Source organism: Pseudonocardia autotrophica (genome assembly GCF_003945385.1).
GTDB lineage: Bacteria > Actinomycetota > Actinomycetes > Mycobacteriales > Pseudonocardiaceae > Pseudonocardia > Pseudonocardia autotrophica.
Genome location: NZ_AP018920.1, coordinates 3,489,645 through 3,515,865, shown reverse-complemented (window position 1 = coordinate 3,515,865; position 26,221 = coordinate 3,489,645). Strand labels below are relative to the sequence as shown.

Below are 26,221 nucleotides of genomic sequence, written 5' to 3'. Positions count from 1 at the left end.
AGGCGTTCCTCATGACCAGCATCCCCAACTACGTCGCAGGCACCTGGGACATCGACGCGGTGCACAGCGACGTGTCGTTCGTCGTCCGGCACATGATGGTCAGCAAGGTCCGCGGCCGCTTCGAGCAGCTGAGCGGGGAGCTCGTCACCGGCGACTCGATCGAGAACTCGAGCGTCACCGCGACCATCGACGTGACCTCCCTGAGCACCGGCAACGAGCAGCGCGACGGGCACATCAAGTCCGCCGACTTCTTCGAGGTCGAGAAGCACCCGACGTGGACCTTCACCTCGACCGGGATCGTGGCCAAGGGTGACGACCTGGTCCTCAACGGCGACCTCACCATCAAGGGTGTCACGAAGCCGGTCGAGCTGGCACTCGAGGTGAACGGCTTCGGCCCGGACCCCTACGGCGGCACCCGCGCCGGCTTCACCGCCACCACCAGCATCAACCGCTCCGACTTCGGCGTCGACATCGCGCTGCCGATGGACGGCGGCGGCGTCGTGGTGAGCGAGAAGGTGACCGTCGAGCTGGAGATCCAGGCCGTCCTGCGGGCCGCCTGAGTTCCACCGCACCCCGGGAGCCCCGGTCCGCGTCGCGCGGACCGGGGCTCCGGTGCGTCGTAGGCTCGGCGACCGTGAGCTATCGGGAGTTCGTACCCGCGGGGCCGCTCGCATGGACGATCGAGTGCGCCTGGCAGGCGAGCACCGACGTCCCGCGCGACCAGCGGGTGCTGCCCGACGGCTGCATGGACCTCATCCTGCTCGACGACCGGGTGATCGTCGCCGGGCCGGACACGACCGCCCACCTGGCCCGCACCGCACCGGGGACGACGACCACCGGCCTGCGTTTCCGGCCCGGCGCCCTGCCCCCGCTGCTCGGCGTCCCCGCGGACGCCCTGCGCGACCACCGCGTCCCGCTCGCCGAGCTCCTCCCCCGCACCCCCGGCGTCGGGCTCGTCGAGCGGTACCTGAGAGCTGTCGGGGACGGCCTCGGCGACTCCCCTGTGCCCCTCGGCGCGCTGCCGGGGTTGGGTGGGCGGCGGCTGCGGGTGGCGGCACTGCCCGGGGGTGCTGTGCGGGCGCTGGGCCGTGGGATGCCGGCCGCGGAGGTCGCGGATCGGCTCGGCATCACGGTGCGGACGCTGCACCGGCGCTGTGTCGGCACGCTGGGCTACGGCCCGTCGGTGGTCCGCCGGGTGCTGCGCTTCCGCGCCGCCGGCGCGCTGCTGTTCGACGGCGTCCCACCGGCTGAGGTCGCCGTCCGCGCCGGGTACGCCGACCAGCCGCACCTGTCCCGCGAGGTCCGGGCGCTGGCCGGGGTGTCCCCCGGCGAGCTGGCGGGCCGGCCGGTCCGGGTCGTTGAACCCGACAATCAGTGCGGGTCAGAACGAACTTCGCTTATCGGGTAGGTTCCGGCGCCGCACGCCGCCGTCATGACCGCGACCGAATTCCGGGTCCGGCACGCGCGAGCCGCGGCGACGATCCGGAGTCGACCGAGGAGGACGTTCATGGCCACGGCCGGTGCCGAGAGCCACCGCGACAGCGACACGGACACCGACAGCTGCAGCGACACCGGCAGCCACCGCGACACCGACAGCAGCGGCGGCAGCGGCAGCGGCAGCGGCAGCGGCAGCGGCAGCGGCAGCGGCAGCGGCAGCGGCGGCGGCAGCGGCAGCAGCGGCGGCGGCAACAGCGGCCGCAGCCCCCGGACCGCCTGGGCCTACCGCGGGCTCGGGGTGGGCCTGGCCGGACTGGCCTGGCTGCTGCTGGGGCTCTCCGACACCCTCGAACCGGACGCCCGCAACGTCGCCGCCGTCGGTGTGCTCATGGCCACCTGGTGGATCACCGAGGCGATCCCGTTGCCGGCGACCGCGCTGATCCCGATCGTCGCGTTCCCGCTGCTCGGCGTCGGAACGGTCCGCGAGGCGACCGAGCGCTACGCCGATCCGATCGTGTTCCTGTTCCTCGGCGGCTTCCTGATCGCCATCGCGATGCAGAAGTGGCACCTGCACCGGCGGATCGCCCTGCTCACGCTGCGCACCGTCGGGACCACCCCGAACCGGATCGTGCTCGGGATGATGATCGCCTGCGGCTTCCTCGCGCTGTGGGTGTCGAACACGGCCGTCGCGCTGATGATGCTGCCGATCGCGCTGTCGGTGCTGGCGCTGGTCGCCGAGCGCTGCAGCGGCGAGCGGCCGGCCGCGGGCACTCCGCTGTCGGACACCATCCGCGATCCCGGGGTGCGGACGTTCGGGATCGGGCTGATGCTCGCCGTCGCCTGGTCGTCGTCGATCGGTGGTCTGGGCTCGCTGGTCGCCACGGTGCCCAACGCGATGCTCGCCGCCTACCTCTCCGACGAGCTCGACATCACGATCACCTTCCTGGACTGGATGATGCTCGGCGTGCCGCTGTCGGCGGTGTTCATCCTGCTGACCTGGCTGCTGATCACCCGCGTGCTGTTCCGGACGACGCTCACCGAGGTTCCCGGCGGCCGGGAGATGATCGCCGAACAGCTGCGCGGGATGGGCCCGGTCAGCACCGCCGAGAAGCGGGTGCTCGCGGTGTTCGCCGGTGCCGCCACGATGTGGATCGTGCCCGGCCTGGTCACCGAGATCGACGCCGTCGACGCCGCCCTGCCCTGGCTCGGCGAGCTCAGCGACTCCACGATCGCGGTCGCCGCGGGCATCGCACTGTTCCTGCTCCCAGCGGCCACCACCCCGCCCGACCAGGCGGACGAGCCCGGCGACACCGCGACCCCTCCCCCGTACCGGATGCTGCTGAACTGGGACGACGCCCAGAAGGGCCTCCCGTGGGGTGTCCTGCTGCTCTTCGGCGGGGGGCTGAGCCTGGCCGGCGGGATCTCGTCGAGCGGGCTGGACAACTACATCGGCAGCAGCGTCGAGGCGCTCGGGGCGCTGCCGACGGTGGCGCTGATGATCGCCGTCGTGATCCTGGTGCTGGCGCTGACCGAGCTGACCAGCAACACCGCCACCGCGGCCACCATCATCCCGGTGCTCGGCGCAGCGGCGCTCGGCATCGGGGCCGATCCACTGACCCTGCTGGTGCCCGCCGCGCTGGCCACCACCTGCACCTTCATGCTGCCGGTCGGCACCCCACCGAACGCGATCGTGTTCAGCTCCGGTGTGGTGACGATCGGCCAGATGGCCCGCGGTGGCCTCGCCGTCAACGTGGTCGGGATCGTGGTCATCTCCTCGACCGTCTACCTGCTCGGCGGGTGGGCGCTCGGACTGGAGTTCTAGACCGGTCGCCGGCCAGACCCGGCCAGGTCAGGTCAGCCCCGGTCGGGTCGGCTCAGGCCAGGTCAGGCCGGGTCGGGTCGGGTCGGGTCAGGCCGGGTCAGGTCAGGCCGGGTCAGGTCAGGCCGGCTCAGGCCCAGGCGAACAGGTCCATCGAGGTGCCGTCGGGGTCGCGGACCGTGGCGTACCGCTGGCCCCACGGCGCGTCGAACGGTTCCAGTACCGAGCCGTAGCCGGCGTCGGTGACCCGCTTCCAGGCGGCGTCGACGGCGTCGGCGCTCGGGAGCTTGAACGCCAGGCCCATCCGGCCCTCGCCGGTCGGGGCGGCCCCCGGATGGAAGCCCTCCACCATCGACTGCAGGTCCAGGGCCAGCCGCAACCCGCCGCGCAGTGTCGTCTCCACGTGCGGGGAGTCCGGTGCGTCCTCCGGGAAGTCGAGCCCGAGCAGCCGGTAGAAGGCCAGGGCACGGGGCATGTCCGTCACCACGATGCCGATCATGTCGAGTTCGGCGCCGATCGATTCGCTCATGCCGCCGAGGCTAGGGCCGCGGCCTGCGGCCGGTCGTGAACGGATCGGACACCGCCGCGCCGTCACCGGCGTCGCGCCTCCCGCAGCGGGTGTGCCGGCTCCTCCGCGGGTGCGGGAGCGCCGGGCACCGCACGACGCGAGCGGGCCCCGCCGCAGGGTGCGGCGGGGCCCGTCTCCGATGGTGCGGTGCCTACAGGTACTGGCCGGTGTTCGACGCGGTGTCGATCGCGCGACCGGTGGCCTCGTTCTTCCCGGTGACCAGCGTGCGGATGTAGACGATCCGCTCGCCCTTCTTGCCCGAGATCCGGGCCCAGTCGTCCGGGTTGGTGGTGTTGGGAAGGTCCTCGTTCTCGGCGAACTCGTCGACGATCGCGTCCAGCAGGTGCTGGACCCGCAGGCCCGGCTGGCCGGACTCGAGCACCGACTTGATCGCGGACTTCTTCGCCCGGTCGACGATGTTCTGGATCATCGCGCCGGAGTTGAAGTCCTTGAAGTAGAGGGTCTCCTTGTCACCGTTGGCGTAGGTGACCTCCAGGAACCGGTTCTCCTCGGACTCGTCGTACATCCGCTCGGTGATCCGCTGGATCATCCCGTCCACGCAGGCCTTGCGGCTGCCGCCGAACTCGGCGACGTCGTCGGCGTGGATGGGCAGCGTCTCGGTGAGGTACTTGGAGAAGATGTCCTGTGCGCCCTCGGCGTCCGGACGCTCGATCTTGATCTTCACGTCCAGCCGGCCCGGCCGCAGGATCGCCGGGTCGATCATGTCCTCGCGGTTCGAGGCGCCGATCACGATGACGTTCTCCAGGCCCTCGACGCCGTCGATCTCGGCGAGGAGCTGGGGGACGATCGTCGTCTCGACGTCCGAGGACACACCCGAGCCACGGGTCCGGAAGATCGAGTCCATCTCGTCGAAGAACACGATCACCGGGGTGCCGGCGCTGGCCTTCTCCCTGGCCCGCTGGAAGATCAGCCGGATGTGCCGCTCGGTCTCGCCGACGAACTTGTTGAGCAGCTCAGGGCCCTTGATGTTGAGGAAGAACGCCCGCCCCTCGTCCGGGTTGTCTCCGCGCTGCTTGGCGATCTTCTTCGCCAGCGAGTTGGCGACCGCCTTGGCGATGAGCGTCTTGCCGCAGCCGGGCGGACCGTAGAGCAGCACGCCCTTGGGCGGGCGCAGCTCGTACTGGGTGAACAGCTCGGTGTGCAGGAACGGCAGCTCGACCGCGTCCTGGATCTGCTCGATCTGCCGGGACAGACCACCGATGTCGGAGTAGGAGATGTCCGGGACCTCTTCCAGGACGAGGTCCTCGACCTCGGCCTTGGCGACCCGTTCGTAGGCGTAGCCCGCCCGCGAGTCGACCATGAGGTGGTCACCGGACTTGAGCGGACTGGTGCCCTCCTCCTGACCGAGGTCGAACAGCGGTGCGGCGAGCCACACCACCCGCTCCTCGTCGGAGTGCCCGATCACCAGGCCGCGGCCCGCCGAGCCGTCGGCACCGGGTTTGGAGACGATCTCGCGCAGCGAGTACAGGTCACCGACCTGCTCGAAGCCCATCGCCTCGACCACGGTGAGCGCCTCGTTCAGCCTCAGCGACTGGCCGCTGCGCAGCTCGGTCGCCTCGACCGCAGGCGACACCGGGACCCGCATCCGGCGACCGGAGGTGAACACGTCCACCGTGTCGTCGTCGTAGCGGGCGAGGAACACGCCGTAACCGGACGGTGGCTGGGCCAGCCGGTCGACCTCCTCGCGGAGCGCCACGAGCTGCCCCCGCGCCTCCTTGAGGGTCTCGGTGAGCTTCTCGTTGCGGGCGTTCAGTGCGGAGAGCCTGCTCGTGGTCTCCGCCAGACGCTGTTCCAGCACTCGGGCGTGCCGGGGGGTCTCGCTCAGCCGCTGGCGCAGCGTCGCGATCTCGCTCTCGAGATGACGGATCTGTTCTACGGCCTCAGCCGGGCTGAGGTCGCGACCAGCCTGGAATTCATGCCTGCCGGGACCGTCGTCGTAGGGGTGGTTCACGGCAGCCTCCCTCCGTGTTCCGTTCAACCACGGTACCCCGGGCGGGGATACCGCGGCGGTGCGTCGAACCGGTGATCCGGGCCTCAGCCGGTCGGCACCATGACGTCACTCTGCGGCTTCCTGCCCGTCACCGCCACGTCCACACGGATGGGACTTTGTGAAGTTCTTGTTCCGCGCCGGGCGCGCCGCCCCGCAGCCGTACACCCTTACGGTCCAACCGGCTGATCCGGAAGGGGGTGTCAGCGGCCCGTCGGACGGCGCTGCTGCCGCGGCGGAGTGACCCCGTCGGCAAGCCGTCGCGAAGTCACCAGGAACGCGGTGTGGGCGATCATCCGGTGCTCCGGCCGGACGGCCAGGCCGACCACGTGCCACGGCCGGACCATCGCCTCCCAGGCCTCCGGCTCGGTCCAGCACTGCATGTCGCGCAAGCGTTCCGTGAGCACCGAGAGCTGCGTCGTGGTCGCCACGTAGCCGACCAGGATCCCGCCGGGGACCAGGCTCTCGCGGACCGTGTCGAGCACCTCCCACGGCGAGAGCATGTCCAGCACGACACGGTCCACCTCGCCCCGGTGCGCGCGGACGTCACCGACCGTGAGGTCCCAGTTCGGCGGGCGGTGCCCGAAGAACGTCTCGACGTTCTGCACGGCGTGCGGGGCGTGGTCGTCGCGCACCTCGTAGGAGATCACCCGGCCGGTCGGACCGACCGCCTGCAGCAGCGAGCAGGTGAGCGCGCCGGACCCGGCGCCGGCCTCCAGCACCCGCGCTCCCGGGAACACGTCGCCCCACATCAGGATCTGCGCGGAGTCCTTCGGGTAGATGACCTGGGCCCCCCGCGGCATCGAGAGCACGTAGTCGGCCAGCCGCGGGCGCAGCGCCAGGTAGGGGGTGTTCGCCGCGGAGTGGACCAGGCTGCCCTCCGGGGCGCCGATCAGGTCGTCGTGGGCGATCTGGCCGCGATGGGTGTGGTACGACCCGCCGGACTCCAGCACCACCGTGTAGTGCCGGCCCTTCGGGTCGGTCAGCTGCACCCGGTCGCCCGGGACGAACGGCCCGCCCCGGCGGCGCGACCCCCGGCCCGCCTCAGCGGCTGTGCCCGAAGCGGCCGCGGTGCTGCCGGAAGGGATGGTCTCGTCGGAAGCAGCGTCATCGGAAGCAGCGTGATCGGAAGCAGCGTCGTCGGAAGCAGGGCCATCGGCCTCGCCGGCCGCGGTGGGCACGGCTGCCGCGGAACCACCGGCCGTCTCGGCAGCAGCGGCAACACCCTCGCTGTCGGTGGCACCGGTACCGGCGTCGGGCAGATCGGTCGGAACGGGGTCGGGCACGGGCGACGACGCTATCCACGCCCGGGCCCGCGCCCGGAGCCGGGGTCGGGCACTGGCCGCCGGAACCGTCGGGGGGCCGGGTTAGCCTCCGCCCGTGACCGCCCCGCTCCCCGATCCCGCACCGGCCGGTGATGCGGGCACGGACGCCGGCACCACCAGCGGCACGGCCCGCCGGTCACCGGCGCTCTCGCCGTCCCGGGCGGCGGACTTCCGGCGCTGCCCGCTGTTGTACCGCTTCCGCGCGGTCGACCGGCTGCCCGAGCCGCCGAGCCGGGCGCAGGTACGCGGCACGCTGGTGCACGCGGTGCTGGAGGCGCTGTTCAGCCGGCCCCCCGAGCAGCGGACCCTCGGCGCCGCGCGGGAGCTCCTGGGCCCCTGCTGGGACGAGCTGGCCGCGGCGTGGCCGGAGACGTCCACCCTGTTCGACGGGGCACAGGAGCAGGCGGTGTGGCTGGACTCGGCGGCGGCGCTGCTCGACGCCTACTTCACCCTGGAGGATCCGGCAGCGGTCCCGGCCACCGCCGTCGAGAGCCGGATCGAGACCGAGCTCGCCGCCCCGGGCGGGCCGGTCCCGCTGCGCGGCATCCTCGACCGGCTCGACGAGGCCCCGGACGGCAGCCTCCGGGTGATCGACTACAAGACCGGTGCGACGCCCGGAGCGGGCTTCGAGGGGCCGGTGCTGTTCCAGCTGAAGTTCTACGCACTGGCGGTGCTGCTGGCCCGCGGCCGGATGCCGGAGGAGCTGCGGATGCTCTACCTGGCCGACCGCACCGTGCTGACCTACCGGCCCGACGAGGCAGAGCTGCACCGCTTCGGCAGGCTTCTCGACGCACTGTGGGCGGCCATCGGGCGGGCCGCGCCGACCGGTGACTTCCAGCCGAACCGGGGCTCGGCCTGCCGGACCTGTGACCACCGCGAACGCTGCCCCGCCTGGGGCGGCGTACCACCGCCCTACCCGGGCTGGCCCACCGGCGGTGCGCCGCCCGCCGCCGAGGCATGATCACCGTCGTGGATCCCTTCTACCGCCGCACCGGCGAACGGACCGACCCGGCCGGGTTCGAGGCCACCTCGTCGACCACCGGACCGTGGTTCGCCGACGCCCAGCACATGGGCCCGCCGTCGGCGCTGCTCACCCGCGCCATGCGGCTGCTGCCCGCCCGGGACGACGCGCCCCGCCGGATCGCCCGGGTCACCGTCGAGGTGCTCGGCACCGTGCCGGCCGGCCCGATCACGGTCGACGCGCAGGTGGAGCGGCCCGGGCGCACGATCGAGCTGCTGTCGGCCACCATGCGGGCCGGCGATCGCGACGTCCTGCGTGCCAGGGCGTGGCGGCTCGCCGCCGGCGACACCGCGGCGGTCGCGCAGGGCACGGTCGAGCCGATGCCCGGTCCGGCGGCCGGTGTGGTCGGTCTCGACCGGCCGGAGGGCTGGCTGCCCGGGTTCCTGGACGCCGTCGAGTGGTCCTGGCTCGACGGCGGCGGGCTCGAGCGCCGTGGTCCGGGTCGCGGCTGGATCCGGATGCGGGTGCCGCTCGTCGCCGGTGAGGAGCCGGACGCCCTGGAGCGGCTGATGGTGGCCGCGGACTGCGCCAACGGGCTGGCGGCACCGCTGGACGTGCGGGAGTGGCTGTTCGTCAACACCGAGCTCACCGTGCACCTGCACCGGGCGCCGGAGGGCGAATGGTTCGGCGCCGACGCGGCCACCGTCGTCGGGCCGGACGGGCTGGGCACCTGCTCGGCCACCCTGTTCGACGAGCACGGGCAGGTGGGCCGGATCGCGCAGGCGCTCACCGTGCGCGCGCGCTGACCTGACGGACGCACACCGGCGGCCCGCAGCCGGGGACGGAGTCCTCCGGTGCGGGCCGCCGGGGTGGGGGCGGACGTCGTGGGCGTGGGCTCAGCCGGAGCCGTGCCCGTTCACCGACATGGCGCGGCAACTCCGGATCTCCGAGGTCAGGATCGCGGTGGCGCCGATCCGGGCCAGCGTGTCCATCACCCGGTTGGTGTCCTTGGCCGGGACCATCGTCCGGACCGCGACCCAGCCGGCCTTCCGCAGCGGGGACACGGTGGGTGCCTGCAGCCCGGGAGCGACCTTCTCGACGTCGGGAAGCAGTGTCTCGGGGCAGTCGAAGTCCATCATCAGGTACTCGCGGGCCAGCACGACGCCCTGCAGCCGGTCGGCGAAGACCCGCTTGGTGCCGGTGGTCTCACTGTTCTCCACCCGGTCCGGGCGCTTCTCGCGCTCGATCAGGGTGGCCTGCGACGTCGCGATCGGCTCCCCGATGACCTGCAGCCCGTGCTGGCGCAGTGTCCGGCCGGACGAGACGACGTCGGCGATCGCGTCGGCCAGACCGAGCTGGATGGAGATCTCCACGGCGCCGTCGAGCTTCACGATCTCGGCGCCGATCCGCTTGCCGGACAGGAACGACCGGACCAGCCGCGGGTACGACGTGGCGATCTTGCGCCCGTCCAGGTCCTCGAGCTTCCAGTCGCTGTCGGCCGGGCCGGCGAAGTGGAACCGGGAACGGCCGAAGCCCAGTGCGAGCAGCTCCTGGGTCTGGCTGCCGGACTCCTCCATCAGGTCGAAGCCGGTGACCCCCAGGTGCAGGTCGCCCTTGCCGACGTAGGTTGCGATGTCCTTGGGCCGCAAGTAGAAGAACTCGATCTCGTTCTCCTCGTCGACCACGCTGAGATCGCGCGAGTCGGTCCGCTGGCGGTACCCGGCCTCGCGCATCATCGTCGCGGCGGGCTCGGCCAGGGTGCCCTTGTTCGGCAGTGCCACGCGGAGCATGACGCTCTCCTGAGAATCGTCGGTGCTGACAAGTGCTGGTGGTCGGGGCTCAGGCCCTAGAGATGCTTGTAGACGTCCTCGAGGGTGAGCCCGCGCTGGATCATGATCACTTGCAGCCGGTACAGCAGCTGTGAGATCTCCTCCGCGAGCTCGTCGTCGCCCTGGTACTCGGCGGCGATCCACACCTCGCCGGCCTCCTCGAGCACCTTCTTGCCCTGGGCGTGCACCCCGGCGTCCAGCGCCGCGACGGTGCCCGACCCGGACGGCCGCTCCCGGGCTCTCGTCTGCAGCTCGGCGAACAGCTCGTCGAATGTCTTCACGTGCATCGACCCCTTTCCACGTCAAGTGTGAAGGGTGCGGCCGATCGTTCCGGCGGGTACCCGGGGTGCGGAGCCATGCGGGCAACACACCGCGCCGGATGGTTCACCCGGTGTGACCAATCGGCGCAGGATGGGCCGTTCGCCGACGGGAGGCAACCGCTCGCGAGCGGCGCACGCTGGCTCGGCGCAGCGGCCACCGCCGCGCGAACGGGCCCGGTCCGCGCGGCGGCCACGCTCAGGCCCGGGCGCGGACCTCGCGGAGGATGCCGTCCAGATCGGCCGGCGTCACCCCGCTCAGGGTGCTGCGCTGCACCCGCCGCTCCCCCGCCGGCACCTCCAGCTCGCACGGCACCACCAGCACCGCACAGCCCGCACGCTCGGCCGAGCGTGCGCCGGTCGGCGAGTCCTCGACGGCGACGCAGTCCGCCGGGTCCAGTCCGAGCAGCTCCGCACCGCGCAGGTAGGGCTCCGGGCCCGGCTTGGGCTCCGACACCTCGTCGCCGGGGACGATCGCGGCGAAGTGCTCCGCCCCGAGGGTGTCCAGCGCACGCGTCACCAACACCCGGATCGTGTTGGTGACCAGCGCGGCCGGGATGCCCTCGGCACGCAGCGCCACCAGCAGCTCCCGGGCCCCGGGACGCCACGGCACGCCGTGCGCGAACAGCTCACCGGCCCGGGAGTAGAGCCACTCCCCGGTCTCGCGGTACTCGTCGGCGGGCACCGTGGCCGGGTCCCGTCCGGCCTCCCGGAAGCAGATCCGCAGCGACGAGTCCAGCGAACCGCCGACCGACTCCAGCCTGGCCTCGACCGGCAGCGGAACGGACCCGAGGTGCTTCATGAGGTCGTTGAGCGCGACCTCCCACACCTTCTCCGAGTCGATCAGCGTGCCGTCCATGTCGAGCAGTACGCCCCTGAGCTCACGCATCGGGGGTGTATCCCAGGTTCGGCCGCAGCCACCGCTCGACCTCGGCGACCTCGGTCCCGAGCCGCTCCGCGTAGTCCGCGACCTGGTCCGGACCGATCCGGCCCACCGTGAAGTAGCGCGACTGCGGGTTCTGGAACATCATCCCGCTGACCGCGGCCGCCGGGGTCATCGCGAACGACTCGGTCAGTGCCATCCCGATGCCCTCGGCGCCCAGCAGGTCGAACAGCGGGCGCTTGAGGGTGTGGTCCGGGCAGGCCGGATAGCCGAAGGCGGGCCGGATGCCGCGGAACTTCTCCGCGAGCAGCTCGTCGAGCGGCTGGTCGGATCCGGGCTCGAACCACTCCCGGCGGGCCTGCAGGTGAGCGAACTCGGCGAACGCCTCGGCCAGCCGGTCGGCCAGCGCCTTCACCATGATCGCCTTGTAGTCGTCGAGCTGCTCCTCGAACTCGGCGGCCATCTCCTCGGCGCCGTGGATGGACACCGCGAACGCACCGAGATGGTCGCCGGAGGGGGCGACGTAGTCGGCGAGGCTGCGGTTGGCGCGGCCCTCCGGCTTCTTCGTCTGCTGACGCAGCATCGGCAGCCGCAGGTCGCCCGAGTCCGGGCTGATCACGATGTCCTCGCCGTCCGAGTGCGCCGGCCAGAAGCCGTACACACCCCGCGCGGTGAACCGGTCGTCGGCGATGATCTGGTCGAGCATCGCGTTGGCGTCGTCGTAGAGCTCCTTGGCCACCGGCGAGTTCAGGATCTGCGGGAACTTGCCCTTCAGCTCCCAGGCCAGGAACAGGAACTGCCAGTCGATGTAGCGGCGCAGCTCGGCGATCGGCGGGGTCAGGTCGCGCACACCGGTGAACTCCGGCACCGGAAGCTCGTCGAACGCGACGGTCTCGCGGTTGGCGACGGCGTCGGCGAACGACAGCACCGGCTTCGCCTCACGGCCGGCGTGCTGCTCGCGGAGCCGGACCTGGTCCTCCGCGTTGCGCTTGGCCAGTGCCTCGGCCCGGTCGTCGTCGAGCAGGTCGGAGACGACACCGACGACCCGGGAGGCGTCCAGCACGTGCAGCACGTTGCCCTCGTACATGGGGGCGATCTTGACCGCGGTGTGCTGGCGGGACGTCGTCGCGCCGCCGATCAGCAGCGGGAGCTTCAGCCCGCGCCGGTCCATCTCCTGGGCCACGCCGACCATCTCGTCCAGCGACGGTGTGATCAGCCCGGACAGCCCGATGACGTCGGCGTTCTCGGCGACCGCGGTGTCCAGGATCGTCTGGGCGGGCACCATCACGCCGAGGTCGATGACGTCGTAGCTGTTGCAGCCCAGCACGACGCCGACGATGTTCTTGCCGATGTCGTGCACGTCGCCCTTGACCGTGGCCATGACGACCTTGCCGTTGCCGCGCTCGTCGATCTCGCCGCGGGCCTTGGCCTCCTCCTTCTCCTGCTCCATGTAGGGCTCGAGATAGGCGACCGCCCGCTTCATCACGCGCGCGGACTTCACGACCTGGGGCAGGAACATCTTGCCGTCGCCGAACAGGTCACCGACGACCTTCATGCCGTCCATCAGCGGACCCTCGATGACGTGCAGCGGCTTGTCCGCCTGCTGCCGCGCCTCCTCGGTGTCCTCTTCGACGAAGTCGACGATCCCGTGCACCAGCGCGTGCGAGAGCCGGGCGCGGACGTCGTTCTCCCGCCAGGACAGGTCGACCTTGCGCTGGGTGCCCTCACCCTTGAACCGCTCCGCGGCCTCGACCAGCCGGTCGGTGGCGTCCGGCCGGCGGTTGAACAGGATGTCCTCGCACATCTCCAGCAGGTCGGCCGGGATGTCCTGGTAGACCGCGAGCTGGCCGGCGTTGACGATGCCCATGTCCAGGCCGGCCTTGATGGCGTGGAACAGGAACGCCGAGTCCATCGCCTCGCGCACCACGTTGTTGCCACGGAAGGCGAACGACAGGTTCGAGACACCACCGGAGATGTGCGCGCCCGGGCAGCGCTCCTTGATCCGGGGGCAGGCCTCGATGAAGTTCTTCGCGTAGTCGTTGTGCTCCTCCATGCCGGTGGCGACGGCGAGGATGTTCGGGTCGAAGATGATGTCGTGCGGGTCGATGCCCGCCTGCTCGACGAGCAGGTCGTAGGCGCGGCCGCAGATCTCGACCTTGCGGTCGGCGGTGTCGGCCTGGCCGGTCTCGTCGAACGCCATCACCACGACGCCCGCGCCGTAGGCCTTGACCTTGCGGGCCTGCTCCAGGAAGGGCTCCTCGCCCTCCTTGAGGCTGATCGAGTTGACGATGCCCTTGCCCTGCACGCACCGCAGCCCGGCCTCGATCACCGACCAGCGGGAGCTGTCGATCATGATCGGCAGCCGGGCGACCTCGGGCTCGGTGGCCAGCAGGTTCAGGAAGGTCGTCATCTCCTGGTCGGACTCGAGGAGATCGGCGTCCATGTTGACGTCGAGGATGTTCGCGCCGCCGCGGACCATGTCCAGCGCCACGTCGAGGGCGCCGTTGTAGTCCTTGGACTCGATCAGCCTGCGGAACCGCTTGGAGCCGGTGACGTTGGTCCGCTCACCGATCATCACGAAGCCGGTGTCCTGGCTGATCTCGAAGCGCTCCAGGCCGGAGAACCGGGTACGGCTCGGCGGCTCGACCGGAACCCGCGGGGGGAGGTCCTTGACCGCGTCGGCGATCGCCCGGATGTGGTCGTGCCCGGTGCCGCAGCAACCGCCGACGATGTTCACCAGGCCGGACTCGCCGAACTCCTGGAGCAGCGCCGCGGTCTGCTCGGGGGTCTCGTCGTAGCCGCCGAAGGCGTTCGGCAGGCCGGCGTTCGGGTAGGTCGCGATGAAGGTGTCGGCGATCTCGGACAGCGCCGCGGCGTGCGGGCGCATCTCGTCCGCGCCCAGCGCGCAGTTCAGGCCGACGACCAGTGGCTGGGCGTGCCGCACCGAGGTCCAGAACGCGTCGACGGTCTGCCCGGACAACGTCCGCCCCGAGCGGTCGACGATCGTCACCGAGATCCACACCGGCAGATGCGGCGCGACGTCGTGCGCGGCCTGCAGCGCCACCTTGGAGTTCAGCGTGTCGAAGATGGTCTCGATCAGCAGGATGTCGACGCCGCCCGCGTCGAGCGCCGCGATCTGCGCGGCGTAGGAGTCGTAGACCTGCTGGTAGGTGACGGCGCGGTAGGCCGGGTCCTCCACCTTCGGCGACAGCGACAACGTGACGTTGAGCGGGCCGATCGACCCGGCCACCCACTTCGGCTCGCCGGTGGCCTCCTCGGCCTCGTCGGCGGCCTGCCGGGCCAGCCGCGCGGCCTCGGTGTTCATCCGGCCGGCGTAGTCCTCCAGCGCGTAGTCGGCCTGGCCGATCGTCGTCGCGGTGAAGGTGTTGGTCGTGGTCAGGTCCGCGCCGGACTCGAAGTACCGCCGGTGCACGTCGAGGATGACGTCCGGACGGGTCAGGTTCAGCAGGTCCGGGTCCCCGTTGGTGTCCTTCGGGTGCCCCTCGAGGAAGTCCGCCGCATAGTCCTCGTGGGACAGGCCCAACCCCTGGATGACGGTGCCCCAGGCACCGTCGATCACCCCGATCCGCCGGCCCAGGAGTTCCCTGAGCTGTTGGGTCTTCCGCTCCACCTGTTGGACCCGGGCAGGGTCCGGTCGAGTCGTCGTGTTCTCGCCGCCCGCAGAGTTGCTCACCGAGTGATCCGCTCCCGCCGTAGATGACACGATGGGTCAGGCTACCCGCAGGCCGGGTCTCACCCCGGTTCCGAGCGCTCGGGGTCGTAGGCTGGCCCGATGACCGACCGAGAGCCGAGCGCCACGGGTGGCGGAGAGACCCCCGACCTGGTCGAGCCGGTCCTCATCGCCGCGTTCGAGGGCTGGAACGACGCCGGGGAGGCCGCGAGCACCGCTCTGGAGCACCTGGAGCTCAGCTGGGATGCCGAGCCGTTGACCTCGATCGATCCCGAGGAGTATTACGACTTCCAGGTCACGCGGCCGCACGTGAAGCTCGCCGACGGGGTGACCCGGCGGATCGAGTGGCAGACCACCCGGCTGTCCTGGGCGACGCTGCCCGGCACCGGACGACACGTCGTACTGGTCAACGGGATCGAGCCGAATCTGCGCTGGCGCTCCTTCTGTGCCGAACTGATCGGTCAGGCCGAACGCCTGGGAGTGACGAAGGTCATCACACTGGGCGCGTTGCTCACCGAGGTTCCGCACACCCGTCCCACCCCGGTGAACGGGACCTCGTGGGACGCGGAGTCGCTCAAGGACATGGGCACCGAGCCGTCGAACTACGAGGGGCCGACCGGCATCGTCGCGGTGTTCCAGCAGGCCTGCGTGCAGGCCGGGATCCCAGCCGTGTCGTACTGGGCCGAGGTCCCGCACTACGTGTCCCAGGCCCAGGTGCCGAAGGCCGCGGTGGCGCTGCTGCACCGGATCGAGGAGGCGCTCGACGTCGAGGTGCCGCTCGGGTCGCTCCCGGAGAAGGCCGAGGAGTGGGAGCGGACCGTCTCCGAGATGGCCGATGCCGACGACGAGGTCCGTGAGTACGTCCGCCAGCTCGAGGAGCAGGCCAACGAGTCGGACGAGGAGGAGGCGCGGACCGAGATGCGGGAGACCTCCGGCGACGCGATCGCCGCCGACTTCGAGCGCTACCTGCGCCGCCGCGGCCCGAACTCCTGATCCGCCGGTTCGCGCTGTTCGCCGGCGCCTTCCTCGGCCCGTTCGGTGGCGGCCTGACCGCGGCGATCCTGCCGGAACTGGCCGCCGACTTCGGCGTCCCGACGGCGGCGGCGTCGGCCTCCATCACCGTCTACCTGCTGCCGTTCGCCGCCGTGATGCTCGTCTCCGGGACACTCGGCGAGCGGTGGGGCAGATCCCGCACCGTGGTCGCCGGGTACGCGGTCTACGTCGTGGCGTCGCTGGCCTGCGTGCTCGCGGCGTCCTGGACGCTGTTCCTGGCCGCCCGGGCGTTGCAGGGGGTCGCGAACGCCTTCACCACACCGCTGCTGCTGGCCGCACTGGCCGGATCGGTGGAGCCCGAGCGGCTCGGCAGGGCACTCGGCTGGTTCGGCTCGCTGCAGGCCGCGGGTCAGACGTTCGCACCGCTGGTCGGCGGTCTGGCCGCCGAGATCGACTGGCGGCTGGCGTTCGGCGCGGCCGCCGCGGTGGCGCTGCTGCTCGGATCGGCCGGGATCCCGGGAGGGGCCGCTCCGGGGACGTCCACGACGCGGCCACGACCGCGGCTGCGTTCGGCGTGGACCGGTCCGATCCTGCGGCTCGGACTGGCCGCCGGACTGGGCTGGGGCCTGCTGGCCGGGCTGAACTTCCTGCTCGCGCTGCGCCTGGAGGAGACCTTCGGGCTCGGCTCCGGCGCCCGTGGGCTGGTACTGACCGCGCTCGGTGTCGCCGGGATGCTGTCCGCGCGTGCGGTCGGCGGCGCGATCGACCGGATCGGGCCGCGCCGCTGCGTGGCACTCGGCGCCGTCGGTGGGGCGCTGCTGGTCGCCGGGATGGGGACGGTCCCGGTGCTGGGCGTGGTCGTCGCCTGCTGGGCGCTGGCCGGGGTGTGCGGCCAGTTCGTGCTGGTCGGGGTGAACACTCTCGCGCTGGGCGCCGGCGGCACGAACAGCGGCGGGGCGGTGTCGGTGGTGCAGGCGGGGCGGTTCGGCGGGACGGCCGCGTCACCGATGGTGATCACCCCGCTCTATCACGCGGACCCGCTGGCCGCCTTCCTGGTGCCCGCCGGGGTGCTGGCCTCCGCGGTGCCGGCCGTCCTCGCGCTGGACCGGCACCGGCCCTGACCGACCGGTACGGCCCGATCACGTCCCGGGGGGTCGGGACGAACCGACCCTGATGCCCGGGACACCGGCGGGGACACGGTGGGTCCCGACCGACACCCGTCCGGAAGGAACCCGCCGTGCACGCCGTACCGCCACCGCTGCCCCGCACCGCCCCCACCCGGCTCGCCGCCGGCCCGCCCGGCTCCGGCTGGGCCTGGTGCGGCGCCGGCGCCGGGTTGGCCGGTCTGATCGGCCTGTTCGGCACCGCGGGCATCTACACCCAGGACGCCTGGGACGCCGGCGACAACGACCGGATGGCCGCCTCGGTGGCCGAGCACGCCACGCTCGTCTGGGCGCACCAGGCGCTCTGCGCGCTGGTCGTCACCCTGCTCGTGGTCTTCGCCGCCGGCCTCTACCGGCATCTGGCGCTGCGCGAACCTCCGGGCGGCCTGGTGCCGGCGGTGGCGGCGGCCGGGGTGCTGCTGACCGCCGTCGCGGTGTTCCTCGGTGCCGGGCTGGACACCGAGCTCTGGTGGTCGGTCGGCACCGGCGCGATCGCCGATCCGGACACCGTCGGCTCGATGGTGGTCCACTACGGGGCGCTGCCGTGGTTGTGGGGCGGTCTCGGTCTCAGCGCCGCCGCCGTCGCCCGGGCCGGGTTCGCGCGCCGCTCCGCGGGCCGCGGGCTCGCCCTGACCAGCGCGGTCGCGGCCGTGCTGCTGCTCGCCACCCAGGTGACCCCGGTGCAGTACATCGCGCTGCTCCCGGGTGCGCTGTGGCTGATCGTGGCCGGGCCGCTGCTCGCCAGGCAACGGACTGTCCTCGCCGGGGCGCGTGCGGCGGCAGACTGACCCGGTGACCTCCCGTTCCGGCGTCGCGGCGATCGTGCTCCTGCTGTGCGCGGTCGCCGCGGCGCTCGCCGTGGACGCCGGCGAGCCGCTCACCCAGCTGTGGGTGCTGCCGTTCGTCGCGGCCTGCGCGGTGACCGGCGGGCTGGTGCTGGAGCACCGGTCCGGGCACCGGGTCGGCCTGCTGCTGCTCGGGTCCTCGGCCTGCTTCGCGCTGCCCGAGGCCGCCGGCCGGCTGGCGCTGCGCCTGCCGGAGGGGTCGGTCGCCGCATCCGCGCTCGGGTGGCCCCAGTCCTGGCTGTGGGTGCCCGCGAACCTGATGCTGGCGCTGGTTCCGCTGCTGTTCCCGGACGGGGTGCTCCCCCGCCGCGGCCGGATCGTGCTGGCCGGGATCACCGGACTCGCCGGGATCACCGCGGTGCTGTCCGCGGTGCGCCCCGGCCCGGATACCCAGCTCGGCATCGGCAGCAGGCCCAATCCGCTCGGCGTCCCGGCGCTGGCCGGGCTCGTCGATCCGGTCGCGACGCTGTTCACCCTGGTCTGCGGGCTGCTGCTGGTCGTCGGCGTGGTGCAGCTCGGCGTGCGGTTCCGCCGGGCCGCACCGGGCAGCACCGACCGCCGCAGGCTCGCCTGGCCGGTCTGGGCGCTCGGGATGGCCGCACTGGTCGTGCTCGCCCGGCTCGTCGCCGGACTGACCGACGACGAGCCGGGACCGTGGCCGTCGTCGGCGCCGTTCTGGGAGGTGCTCGGCTCGACGGCGGCGCTGCTCGTCCCGGTGTCCATCGGGATCGCGGTGGCCCGGCACCGGCTGCTCGACATCGAGCTGGTGATCGGGCGGACGGTCGTACTGGTGACGCTGTCCGCCGCCGTCGTCGGCAGCTACCTCGCCGCCGTCACGATCGGCGGTCGGCTGCTGGAACCACTGCTCGGGACCCGCGGGGACCTGCCGGCGGCGCTGGTCGGGGTCGCGGTGGCGGCGGTGCTGTTCGCACCGCTGCGCTCCCGCCTGCAGCGGCGGGTGGACCGGTTCCTCTACGGGGAACGCGGCGACCCCTACGCGGTGCTCGCCGGTCTCGGGCACCGGCTGGAGGCGGTCGCCGATCCGTCGTCGCTGCCCGCGATCGCCCGCACCGTGCGGGACGCGCTGCAGCTGTCCTCGGTACGGATCGAGGTCGACGGGGACCCCGATCTCGGCGCGGGAGCCGGTGCCGGTCAGGATCCGGCGGCGGGCACCGCGGAGATCGTCGAGCTGACCGCGGGTGCCGAGCACGTCGGACGGCTGGTGCTGGGCCCGCGGCCCGGTGAGCGGACCCTGTCCGCGCGCGACCGCAGGTTGCTGCGCGACCTGTCCGGCCCGATCGCGAGCACCGTGCGCGCGGTGCGGGCGACCGGCCGGGCCCGGTTGCTCGCCGAGGACCTGCAACGGTCCCGGGAGCATCTGGTGCGGGCCCGCGAGGAGGAGCGCAGGCGGATGCGGCGCGACCTGCACGACGGCCTCGGCCCGACGCTCGCCGGTCTGGTCATGCGGGCCGACGCGGCCCGGGAGACCGGTGGCGGGCCGGACGAGCTCGCCGAGATCGCCGTGCAGGCCAGGACCGCGCTCGACGACGTCCGGCGGCTCGTCGACGGCCTGCGTCCGCCCGCGCTGGACACCCTCGGGCTCGCCGGGACGATCCGGGCCCAGCTGCAGGGCAGGCCGCGCGGAGTTCCCGAGGCCGTCCTCGATCTGCCCGCTCCGCTGCCGCAGCTGCCCGCCGCCGCCGAGGTGGCGGCGCTGCGGATCGTCACCGAGGCCGTCGCCAACGCCGACCGGCACGCCAGGGCGTCCCGGGTGCGGGTGGCGCTGCGGATGTGCGGGGACGACCTGCACGTCACCGTCACCGACGACGGGATCGGCCCGCCGGACGGGCCGGGCTCCGGGGTCGGGTTGCCCTCGATGGTCGAGCGGGCCGCGGAGCTGGGTGGTGGCGCTACGGTCGATCGGGCCGCCGGGGGCGGGACCCGGGTGCACGCCGTGCTGCCGGCCGGCCCCGGTACCGGAGCGGGAGGTGCCGATGGACCGGATCCGGACACTGATCGTCGATGACCACGCGCCCTTCCGGGCCGGGCTGCGGACCCTGCTCGGCACGGCCGACGACGTCGAGGTCTGCGGCGAGGCCGCGACCGGCGAGGAGGCGCTCGCCGCGGTCGTCGCGCACCACCCGGACGTCGTGCTGCTCGATCTCACGATGCCAGGGATGGGCGGGATCACCGCCACCGAGCGGATCGTCACCGCCAGCCCGCACGCCCGTGTCCTGGTGCTGAGCATGTCCGGCGACGACGACTCGGTGCTCGCCGCGCTGCGCGCCGGTGCCCGCGGTTACCTGCTGAAGGGCGCGGCGCGGGCGGAGATCCTGCGGGCGGTGCGCACCGTCGCCGGCGGCGAAGCCATCCTCGGCCCGTCCGTGGCCGGCCGGCTCCCCGCGCTGCTGGCTCCGGCCGCCGCGGCGCCGCCACCGTTTCCGCAGCTCAGCGCACGGGAGCGGGAGGTGCTGGCCGGACTGGCGGCGGGCCTGACCAATCCGCGGATCGCGAGCCGGCTGGGGTTGAGCGAGAAGACCGTCCGCAACCTGGTGTCGGCGGTGCTCGCGAAGCTCGGGGTGGCCGACCGGGCCGAGGCCGCCGATCGGGCCCGGGCGGCCGGGCTCGGCCCGTGAGGCGCACCACCGTCCACTGGACCTGAAGCGGGGTTCAGGGAGCACGCTCGGACCCGGATCGTGGGAGGAGCGGGCGATGAACACCGAACCGGGCCGGGGTGAGCTGCTGGTGGACGTCGGGGCGCAGCGCCCCGGGCCGGGGACCGGCCACACCCTGGCCGGGACCGTCACCGCGCTCGGCCCCGGCGTCGACCCGGAGCTGCGCGGACGGACCGTCGTGACCCGGACGGGCCGCGGCCGGCCGGACGCGCGGATCGTCGTCACGGCGAGCACGGTCGTCGCCCTGCCCGACGGGATCGACGCCGCGCGCGCCGCGGTGCTGTTCGACGACGCCGGGACCGCGCTCGCGGCACTGGAGCGGACCCCGGTCCGCCGCGGCGAGGACGTCCTGGTGCTGCCCGCCGCCGACGGGCCGGGCGCGCTGCTCGTCCGGCTGCTCGCCGACGCCGGCGCGCGGGTCGTCGGTGCGGCGCGCGGGGAGCAGGCGACGCGGCTGGCGCGCGAGCTCGGGGCGGCACAGGTCGTCGACCACGGGCACCGGGACTGGGTGGCGCAGGTGCACGCGCTGCTCCCGCGCGGCCCGGCGGTCGTGTTCGACGGCGCCGGGGGCACGATCGGCCGAGCCGCCGCCTGGCTGGTCGCCGAGGGCGGCCGCTACGACTCCTACGGCACCGCGCTGGGGCCCGCACCGGATCTCGGGCCGTGCGAGCCGCGGGCACGCAGGATCACCGTCACGAGATCGCCGTGACGGTGCGCGCCCGCGCACCGCCACGGTGATCGAGCAGGCCTGCGCTCAGAGGCGGACGCCCAGGAGTGCGTCCAGCGCGGTGCGGACCGTCCCGGGTGCCTGCGGGTCGGTGCCCCGGCGGGTGAGCGCCTCGTCGGCCCAGGCGTCGACCGCGGCGAGCGCGCCGGGGGTGTCCAGGTCGTCGGCGAGCCGGGTGCGCAGCGCCGACACCAGCTCCGTGGCATCCGGCCCGGCGTCGAGCGCCACGGCCTCCCGCCAGCGGGCGATCCGCTTGTCCCCCACCGCGTGCACCTCGTCGGTCCAGGACCGGTCGGTGCGGTAGTGCCCGCCGAGCAGCGCGACCCGGATGACGTTCGGGTCCACCCCGGAGTTGCGCAGCTTGGACACGAAGACCAGGTTCCCCTTGGACTTCGACATCTTCTCGCCGTCCAACCCGATCATGCCGGTGTGCGTGTAGTGCCGGGCGAACGGGTGCTCACCGCTGAGGGACTCGGCGTGCAGGGCACCGCACTCGTGGTGCGGGAAGATCAGGTCCGAACCACCACCGTTCAGGTCGATCTGCGGGCCGAGCCGGTTGAGCCCGATCGCCGCACACTCGACGTGCCATCCGGGGCGGCCACGGCCCAGGTCGGTGGACTCCCACGCCGGCTCGCCAGGGCGCTCCATCCGCCACAGCAGCGGATCGAGCGGGTTGCGCTTGCCCGGGCGGTCCGGGTCGCCGCCGCGCTCCCGGGAGAAGCGCAGCATCGTCTCCTGGTCGTAGTTCGACTCGTAGCCGAAACGGCCGGTCGACGAGACGTCGTGGTAGACGTCCGGGTACTCCGGGTCGTCGATCCGGTAGGCCGCACCCGAGGCGACCAGCTTCGCGACCAGCTCGGCGATCTCCGGGATGGCCTCGACCGCGCCGACGAACTGGCGCGGCGGGATCACCCGCAGCGCCTCCATGTCCTCGCGGAACAGCGCCGTCTCGCGCAGCGCCAGCACGACCCAGTCGTCCTGGTCGCGCTCGGCCCGCTCGAGCAGCGGCTCGTCGATGTCGGTGACGTTCTGGACGTAGTGCACCTCGTGCCCGAGATCCCGCCACAGCCGGTTGACCAGGTCGAACGCCAGGTAGGTGGCGGCGTGGCCGAGGTGGGTCGCGTCGTACGGGGTGATCCCGCAGACGTACATCGTGGCGACCGCACCGGGCGCGGTCGGCCGGATCCGGCCGGTCGCGGTGTCGTGCAGCCGCAACGGGGGACCGCTGCCATCCAGTGCCGGGACGTCGGTCGGGGCCCAGGTGTCCATACGGTCAAACCTACCTAGCTGCTCGGGTGCACTCACGCTCCCGAACGCGCGGGGCGGTCCACGGATTCCGGACGGCTGATCATCTCACCGTCCGGGCGCCCGGATCACCACCATTCGGCGTCGAGCTTCGACTCGATGTCGCGGACGTGCCGGCGGGCGCAGGCCGGGCAGAGCCACCCCTCACGCCCCCGCCCGTCCCGGTCGGACACCCATCCGGCCACGGCCGCGGCCCCGGCCTCCCCCGGCCGGGCGGTGCCGCAGATCCGGCAGGACGGCGTCGCTGGGCTCACGCCCGTGATGGTGCCCCGGCGGGTGCGTCGTCGTCGAGGTGCGCCCGGCTGCGCCCGAGCCGGTTCGCGATCATCGCGCAGACGATCAGCTGGAGCTGGTGGAACACCATCAGCGGGACGACGATCAGTGCCGCGGCCGGGCCGCCGAACAGCACCCCGGCGATCGGCAGGCCGCTCGCGAGGGACTTCTTCGAACCGCAGAAGGCGATCGTGATCCGGTCGGCGGCGTCGAACCCGAGCAGCCGCCCGGCGGCCACCGTCGCCCCCAGCACGATCCCCAGCAGCAGCACGCAGATCCCGAACAGCACGCCCAGCGAGAGCGGGGTGATCTGCTCCCAGATCCCGGCGACCATGCCCTCGCTGAACGCGGCGTAGACGACCAGCAGGATCGCGCCCCGGTCGAGCAGGGTGAGCTGCTTCTTGTGCCGGGTGACGAAGCTGCCGATCAGCGGACGGGCCGCCTGCCCGGCGAGGAACGGCACCAGCAGGCGCAGCGCGATGTCCCCGAACGACGACGGGTCGAACCCGCCGCTGGTGGCCAGCAGCAGCGCCGCGAGCAGCGGGGTCAGGAAGACGCCGAGGACGTTCGACACCGAGGCCGCGACGATCGCGCCCGGCACGTTCCCGCGGGCGATCCCGGTGAACGCGATCGAGGACTGCACGGTCGAGGGCAGGCAGCAGAGGAAGACCACGCCGATCGCCAGCGGCGCCGGGAGCAGCCACTCGGGCAGCAACAGCACCGAGAGCCCGATCAGCGGGAACAGCACGAACGTGAACACTAGGACGGTGCTGTGCAGCTGCCAGTGCTTGAGCCCGCCGAGCGCCTGGGCCGCCGACAGCCGGGCGCCGTAGAGGAAGAACAGCAGCGCGATGGCGACGGTCACCGCGATGTCGACCACCTGCACCATCGCGCCGCGGGCCGGCAGGAGTGCCGCGAACCCGACGGTGGCGAGCAGCAGGACCAGGTAGGGATCGGGGCGCACGCGCATGTGATCGATTCTGAGCGGTCCCCCATCATTCCGAAACCTGCTGGGCACAGTGACTGTCATCGCGTTCTCCGATGACCGCGCTAGGATCGCGCCCGTGCTGGATCCGGTGCTGCTCCGCTCCTTCACCGCCGTCGCGCGGGTCCGCAGCTTCACCCGGGCCGCCGCCCTGCTCGGGCTCGGCCAGTCCACCGTCAGCCAGCACGTCCGGCGGCTGGAGGAGGCGGTCGGCAGGCCACTGCTGGACCGTGACACGCACTCGGTGTCGCTGACCGCCGACGGTGAGGCGATGGAGAAGTTCGCCGCCACCATCCTGGCCGCCGGCGAGCGGGCGATGGCGCACTTCCAGGCGTCCCGGGTGCACGGCCGGGTCCGGTTCGGGGTGTCGGAGGACCTGGTGATGACCCGGCTGCCCGCGATCCTCGCCGACTTCCGGCACCGGCACCCGCAGGTCGACCTGGAGCTGACCGTCGGGCTGGCCGACGACCTGGAACGGCGGCTGGAGGCCGGCGAGCTCGACCTGATGGTCGCCAAACGCCTCCCGGGGCCCGACGACGGCCGCTCCGTGGTCCGCCGGGACCGGTTCGTCTGGGTCGGTGCGCCCGGCTTCCGGCTGGGCACCGGCGATCCGGTGCCGCTGCTCGGGTACCCGCCGCCGAGCCTGTCCCGCTCCGCCGCGATCGGCGCGCTCGAGGCGATCGGTCGGCCCTGGCGGATGGCCTGCACCAGCGGCAGCCTGTCCGGGCTGCGCGCCGCCGCGCTCGCGGGGCTGGGCGTGATCGCGCACGCCGCGACCCTCGTCCCGGACGGCCTGGTCGAGGTGCCGGCCCGCGCCGGGCTCCCCGCACTCGGCCCGGTCGAGGTGGTGCTGGCCCACGGACGCCGGCGGACCGAGCAGGCGCAGGCGCTGGCGCGCAGCATCCGCACCGGATCCGCCGATCTCCGCTCAGATCCCTGATCGCTCGCCGCCACATTCGCCGTGTCGCCGTGTCGCCGTGTCGCCGTGTCGCCGTGCCGACGCGGGCTCGCGCCATCCGCACGAGATCGCCGCACCCGAGCGAGAACGCGCCACCCACACAAGGGCACCGCACCCACGCGAGATCGCCCCGCCTGCACGCATCCGCACGGGATCGCCCCGCCTGCGCAGGATCGTCGCACCCACTCGACAACGCGCGGCCCACACAGAGGCGCCACACCCACACGAGATCGCCCCGTCCGCGCACATCCGCACGGGATCGCCGCATCCGCACGGGATCCGATCCCGTGCGGATGCGGCATACCCGTGCGAACGATGACATCGTGGCCGCATGCGGATCGTGGTGACCACTCCGACCGGGAACGTCGGCTCACGGGTGCTCCGGCTGCTGGTGCAGGCGGGGGTGCGCCCGGTGGCCCTGCTACGGGACCCGGGGCGGCTGCCACCGGACCTCGCCGGGCTCGTCGACGCCGTGCCGGCCGACCAGACCGACCGGGACGCCGTGCTGCGGGCGACCGCGGGCGCCGACCGGCTGTACTGGGTGAACCCGCCTGCCCCCTTCGGCGCGGACCCGATGGCGCAGCACCACGCCTGCGCCACCGTCGTGGCCGAGGCGGTGCGCGAGCACGGGATCCGCGGCACCGTGTTCCAGAGCAGTGTCGGCGCGGAGCTTCGGACCGGGGCCGGCGACATCGACGGCCTCGCCGCCACCGAGCTGGCGCTCGACGGGACCGGGGCGCCGGTGCTGCACCTGCGCTGCGGCTACTTCACCAGCAACCTGCTGCTCTCGGCCGAGGAGATGGCGGCGGGCACGCTGCAGACCCCCTGGCCGGTCGACCATCCGCTGCCGTGGGTGGATCCGCGCGACATCGGCGACGTCGCCGCGGCCCGGCTGCTCGGCCCCGCCTGGGACGGCCGGATCGTGCAGGCCGTCCACGGGCCGCAGGACCTGACCTTCGAGCAGGTGGCGGAGCTGCTGACGGAGCTGCGGGGACACCCGGTGGTGGCCGGGCACATCCCGGACGCCGACTTCCGCGCCGCGCTGGCCGCCGCCGGTCTCGGCGCGCCCGAGGTGGACGCGATCGCCGGGATGTCCGCCGGCCTCACCGGCGGGTTCGTCCCCGAACAGTCCAGGGACGCGACCTCCACGACGCCGACCACGCTGCGGTCCTGGGCCGCGGAGCACCTCAGGCCGTGACCGAAGGCCGCGATCGGAGGCCGCGATCGGAGGCCGTGACCGGACGGTGCGATCGGAAGCCGCGATCAGGTGCCGCGACCGAGCGCTGCGATCCGACACCGCGACCAGGCGCCGCAACCGAACGCCGCGATCCTAGGCAGCGACCGGGTGCAGCGGGACGGGTGCAGCGGGACGGGTGCAGCGGGACGGGTGCAGCGGGACGGGTGCAGCGGGACGGGTGCAGCGGGACGGCGCCCGGCGCGCCGCCGTCCCGCAGCCCCG

Annotated in this window: 23 protein-coding genes; 13 read left to right on the top strand and 10 right to left on the bottom strand. The window is 73.0% G+C overall.

All coding sequences use genetic code 11. The annotated features are described in order from the left end of the window. The first annotated feature begins 11 nt into the window (after nucleotides 1-11). From Pdca_RS16560 to Pdca_RS16550, 3 genes are all read left to right on the top strand, one after another. Nucleotides 12-560 (top strand): YceI family protein, encoded by a 549-nt coding sequence (locus Pdca_RS16560; protein ID WP_085912273.1) that lies wholly within the window; start codon nucleotides 12-14, stop codon nucleotides 558-560. A 74-nt stretch (nucleotides 561-634) separates the two neighbouring features. After that, nucleotides 635-1,408 (top strand): helix-turn-helix domain-containing protein, encoded by a 774-nt coding sequence (locus tag Pdca_RS16555; protein WP_085912272.1) that lies wholly within the window; start codon nucleotides 635-637, stop codon nucleotides 1,406-1,408. 99 nt (nucleotides 1,409-1,507) lie between these two features. Next, the gene (locus Pdca_RS16550; protein WP_085912271.1) at nucleotides 1,508-3,259 is read left to right on the top strand and encodes an SLC13 family permease; all 1,752 of its coding nucleotides are present in this window, start codon (nucleotides 1,508-1,510) and stop codon (nucleotides 3,257-3,259) included. Between the two features lie 127 nt (nucleotides 3,260-3,386). On the opposite strand, the gene Pdca_RS16545 is transcribed toward Pdca_RS16550, so the two are convergent. From Pdca_RS16545 to Pdca_RS16535, 3 genes are all read right to left on the bottom strand, one after another. Next, nucleotides 3,387-3,785, bottom strand: a complete 399-nt coding sequence (locus Pdca_RS16545; protein WP_085912270.1) for a VOC family protein — start codon at nucleotides 3,783-3,785, stop codon at nucleotides 3,387-3,389. 190 nt (nucleotides 3,786-3,975) lie between these two features. Next, entirely contained in the window at nucleotides 3,976-5,796 is a 1,821-nt protein-coding gene (gene arc / locus Pdca_RS16540) for a proteasome ATPase (protein WP_085912269.1), read from the bottom strand. A gap of 239 nt (nucleotides 5,797-6,035) precedes the next feature. Further along, complete coding sequence (locus Pdca_RS16535; RefSeq protein ID WP_085912268.1) at nucleotides 6,036-6,824, bottom strand: tRNA (adenine-N1)-methyltransferase; 789 nt, start codon at nucleotides 6,822-6,824, stop codon at nucleotides 6,036-6,038. A 388-nt stretch (nucleotides 6,825-7,212) separates the two neighbouring features. Here Pdca_RS16535 and Pdca_RS16530 point away from each other — a divergent pair, with 388 nt between their 5' ends. Then, nucleotides 7,213-8,118, top strand: coding sequence for a RecB family exonuclease (locus Pdca_RS16530; protein ID WP_085912266.1), 906 nt, complete (start codon nucleotides 7,213-7,215; stop codon nucleotides 8,116-8,118). Further along, nucleotides 8,115-8,924: a thioesterase family protein gene (locus Pdca_RS16525; RefSeq protein WP_085912265.1), complete on the top strand. Its 810-nt coding sequence runs from the start codon at nucleotides 8,115-8,117 to the stop codon at nucleotides 8,922-8,924. The genes Pdca_RS16530 and Pdca_RS16525 overlap by 4 nt, the downstream gene beginning before the upstream one ends. A 90-nt stretch (nucleotides 8,925-9,014) precedes the next feature. On the opposite strand, the gene hisG is transcribed toward Pdca_RS16525, so the two are convergent. The 4 genes from hisG to metH all read right to left on the bottom strand — a co-directional run bounded on the left by hisG (nucleotide 9,015) and on the right by metH (nucleotide 14,778). Further along, nucleotides 9,015-9,908, bottom strand: coding sequence for an ATP phosphoribosyltransferase (gene hisG / locus Pdca_RS16520; RefSeq protein ID WP_085912264.1), 894 nt, complete (start codon nucleotides 9,906-9,908; stop codon nucleotides 9,015-9,017). Between the two features lie 56 nt (nucleotides 9,909-9,964). Beyond that, nucleotides 9,965-10,228, bottom strand: a complete 264-nt coding sequence (locus Pdca_RS16515; protein ID WP_179956599.1) for a phosphoribosyl-ATP diphosphatase — start codon at nucleotides 10,226-10,228, stop codon at nucleotides 9,965-9,967. Between the two features lie 235 nt (nucleotides 10,229-10,463). After that, the gene (locus Pdca_RS16510; RefSeq protein WP_085912262.1) at nucleotides 10,464-11,153 is read right to left on the bottom strand and encodes an HAD family hydrolase; all 690 of its coding nucleotides are present in this window, start codon (nucleotides 11,151-11,153) and stop codon (nucleotides 10,464-10,466) included. Next, nucleotides 11,146-14,778 (bottom strand): methionine synthase, encoded by a 3,633-nt coding sequence (metH, locus tag Pdca_RS16505; protein ID WP_166665956.1) that lies wholly within the window; start codon nucleotides 14,776-14,778, stop codon nucleotides 11,146-11,148. Before metH ends, Pdca_RS16510 begins: the two co-directional genes overlap by 8 nt. Before the next feature lie 162 nt (nucleotides 14,779-14,940). Between metH and Pdca_RS16500 the strand changes: the two genes are divergently transcribed. From Pdca_RS16500 to Pdca_RS16475, 6 genes are all read left to right on the top strand, one after another. After that, on the top strand, nucleotides 14,941-15,831 hold the full coding sequence (locus tag Pdca_RS16500; protein WP_085912260.1) for a PAC2 family protein: 891 nt from the start codon (nucleotides 14,941-14,943) through the stop codon (nucleotides 15,829-15,831). Then, nucleotides 15,828-16,952, top strand: coding sequence for an MFS transporter (locus tag Pdca_RS16495; RefSeq protein WP_197720076.1), 1,125 nt, complete (start codon nucleotides 15,828-15,830; stop codon nucleotides 16,950-16,952). The genes Pdca_RS16500 and Pdca_RS16495 overlap by 4 nt, the downstream gene beginning before the upstream one ends. A 116-nt stretch (nucleotides 16,953-17,068) precedes the next feature. Continuing rightward, the gene (locus Pdca_RS16490; RefSeq protein WP_085912258.1) at nucleotides 17,069-17,782 is read left to right on the top strand and encodes a hypothetical protein; all 714 of its coding nucleotides are present in this window, start codon (nucleotides 17,069-17,071) and stop codon (nucleotides 17,780-17,782) included. 4 nt (nucleotides 17,783-17,786) lie between these two features. Then, nucleotides 17,787-19,865, top strand: coding sequence for a sensor histidine kinase (locus Pdca_RS16485; protein WP_125911437.1), 2,079 nt, complete (start codon nucleotides 17,787-17,789; stop codon nucleotides 19,863-19,865). After that, complete coding sequence (locus Pdca_RS16480; protein ID WP_085912351.1) at nucleotides 19,834-20,475, top strand: response regulator transcription factor; 642 nt, start codon at nucleotides 19,834-19,836, stop codon at nucleotides 20,473-20,475. Before Pdca_RS16485 ends, Pdca_RS16480 begins: the two co-directional genes overlap by 32 nt. A 76-nt stretch (nucleotides 20,476-20,551) precedes the next feature. Beyond that, nucleotides 20,552-21,223 carry a zinc-binding dehydrogenase gene (locus tag Pdca_RS16475; protein ID WP_085912256.1) on the top strand — a complete coding sequence of 224 codons (672 nt, stop codon included), beginning with the start codon at nucleotides 20,552-20,554 and terminating at the stop codon, nucleotides 21,221-21,223. A 45-nt stretch (nucleotides 21,224-21,268) separates the two neighbouring features. Here the strand turns inward: Pdca_RS16475 and mshC are convergent, their stop codons facing one another. From mshC to Pdca_RS16460, 3 genes are all read right to left on the bottom strand, one after another. Then, on the bottom strand, nucleotides 21,269-22,510 hold the full coding sequence (gene mshC, locus Pdca_RS16470; protein ID WP_085912255.1) for a cysteine--1-D-myo-inosityl 2-amino-2-deoxy-alpha-D-glucopyranoside ligase: 1,242 nt from the start codon (nucleotides 22,508-22,510) through the stop codon (nucleotides 21,269-21,271). A gap of 104 nt (nucleotides 22,511-22,614) precedes the next feature. Beyond that, nucleotides 22,615-22,800, bottom strand: a complete 186-nt coding sequence (locus Pdca_RS16465; protein ID WP_085912254.1) for a hypothetical protein — start codon at nucleotides 22,798-22,800, stop codon at nucleotides 22,615-22,617. Further along, nucleotides 22,797-23,789 (bottom strand): bile acid:sodium symporter family protein, encoded by a 993-nt coding sequence (locus tag Pdca_RS16460; protein WP_174824282.1) that lies wholly within the window; start codon nucleotides 23,787-23,789, stop codon nucleotides 22,797-22,799. Before Pdca_RS16460 ends, Pdca_RS16465 begins: the two co-directional genes overlap by 4 nt. A 94-nt stretch (nucleotides 23,790-23,883) precedes the next feature. Between Pdca_RS16460 and Pdca_RS16455 the strand changes: the two genes are divergently transcribed. Both Pdca_RS16455 and Pdca_RS16450 read left to right on the top strand, forming a co-directional pair. Then, on the top strand, nucleotides 23,884-24,744 hold the full coding sequence (locus Pdca_RS16455) for a LysR family transcriptional regulator (protein WP_085912253.1): 861 nt from the start codon (nucleotides 23,884-23,886) through the stop codon (nucleotides 24,742-24,744). 349 nt (nucleotides 24,745-25,093) lie between these two features. Continuing rightward, on the top strand, nucleotides 25,094-25,960 hold the full coding sequence (locus tag Pdca_RS16450) for an NAD(P)H-binding protein (RefSeq protein WP_085912252.1): 867 nt from the start codon (nucleotides 25,094-25,096) through the stop codon (nucleotides 25,958-25,960). The last annotated feature ends 261 nt before the right edge of the window (nucleotides 25,961-26,221 follow it).

Bases quoted from the DNA above. Each gene is read 5' to 3' on its own strand.
- Pdca_RS16450 (WP_085912252.1), top strand. From the start codon at position 25,094: ATGCGGATCGTGGTGACCACTCCGACCGGGAACGTCGGCTCACGGGTG.
- Pdca_RS16510 (WP_085912262.1), bottom strand. From the start codon at position 11,153: ATGCGTGAGCTCAGGGGCGTACTGCTCGACATGGACGGCACGCTGATC.
- Pdca_RS16460 (WP_174824282.1), bottom strand. From the start codon at position 23,789: ATGCGCGTGCGCCCCGATCCCTACCTGGTCCTGCTGCTCGCCACCGTC.
- Pdca_RS16545 (WP_085912270.1), bottom strand. From the start codon at position 3,785: ATGAGCGAATCGATCGGCGCCGAACTCGACATGATCGGCATCGTGGTG.
- mshC (WP_085912255.1), bottom strand. From the start codon at position 22,510: ATGGACACCTGGGCCCCGACCGACGTCCCGGCACTGGATGGCAGCGGT.
- Pdca_RS16475 (WP_085912256.1), top strand. From the start codon at position 20,552: ATGAACACCGAACCGGGCCGGGGTGAGCTGCTGGTGGACGTCGGGGCG.
- Pdca_RS16525 (WP_085912265.1), top strand. From the start codon at position 8,115: ATGATCACCGTCGTGGATCCCTTCTACCGCCGCACCGGCGAACGGACC.
- Pdca_RS16500 (WP_085912260.1), top strand. From the start codon at position 14,941: ATGACCGACCGAGAGCCGAGCGCCACGGGTGGCGGAGAGACCCCCGAC.
- hisG (WP_085912264.1), bottom strand. From the start codon at position 9,908: ATGCTCCGCGTGGCACTGCCGAACAAGGGCACCCTGGCCGAGCCCGCC.
- Pdca_RS16480 (WP_085912351.1), top strand. From the start codon at position 19,834: ATGGACCGGATCCGGACACTGATCGTCGATGACCACGCGCCCTTCCGG.
- Pdca_RS16560 (WP_085912273.1), top strand. From the start codon at position 12: ATGACCAGCATCCCCAACTACGTCGCAGGCACCTGGGACATCGACGCG.
- Pdca_RS16550 (WP_085912271.1), top strand. From the start codon at position 1,508: ATGGCCACGGCCGGTGCCGAGAGCCACCGCGACAGCGACACGGACACC.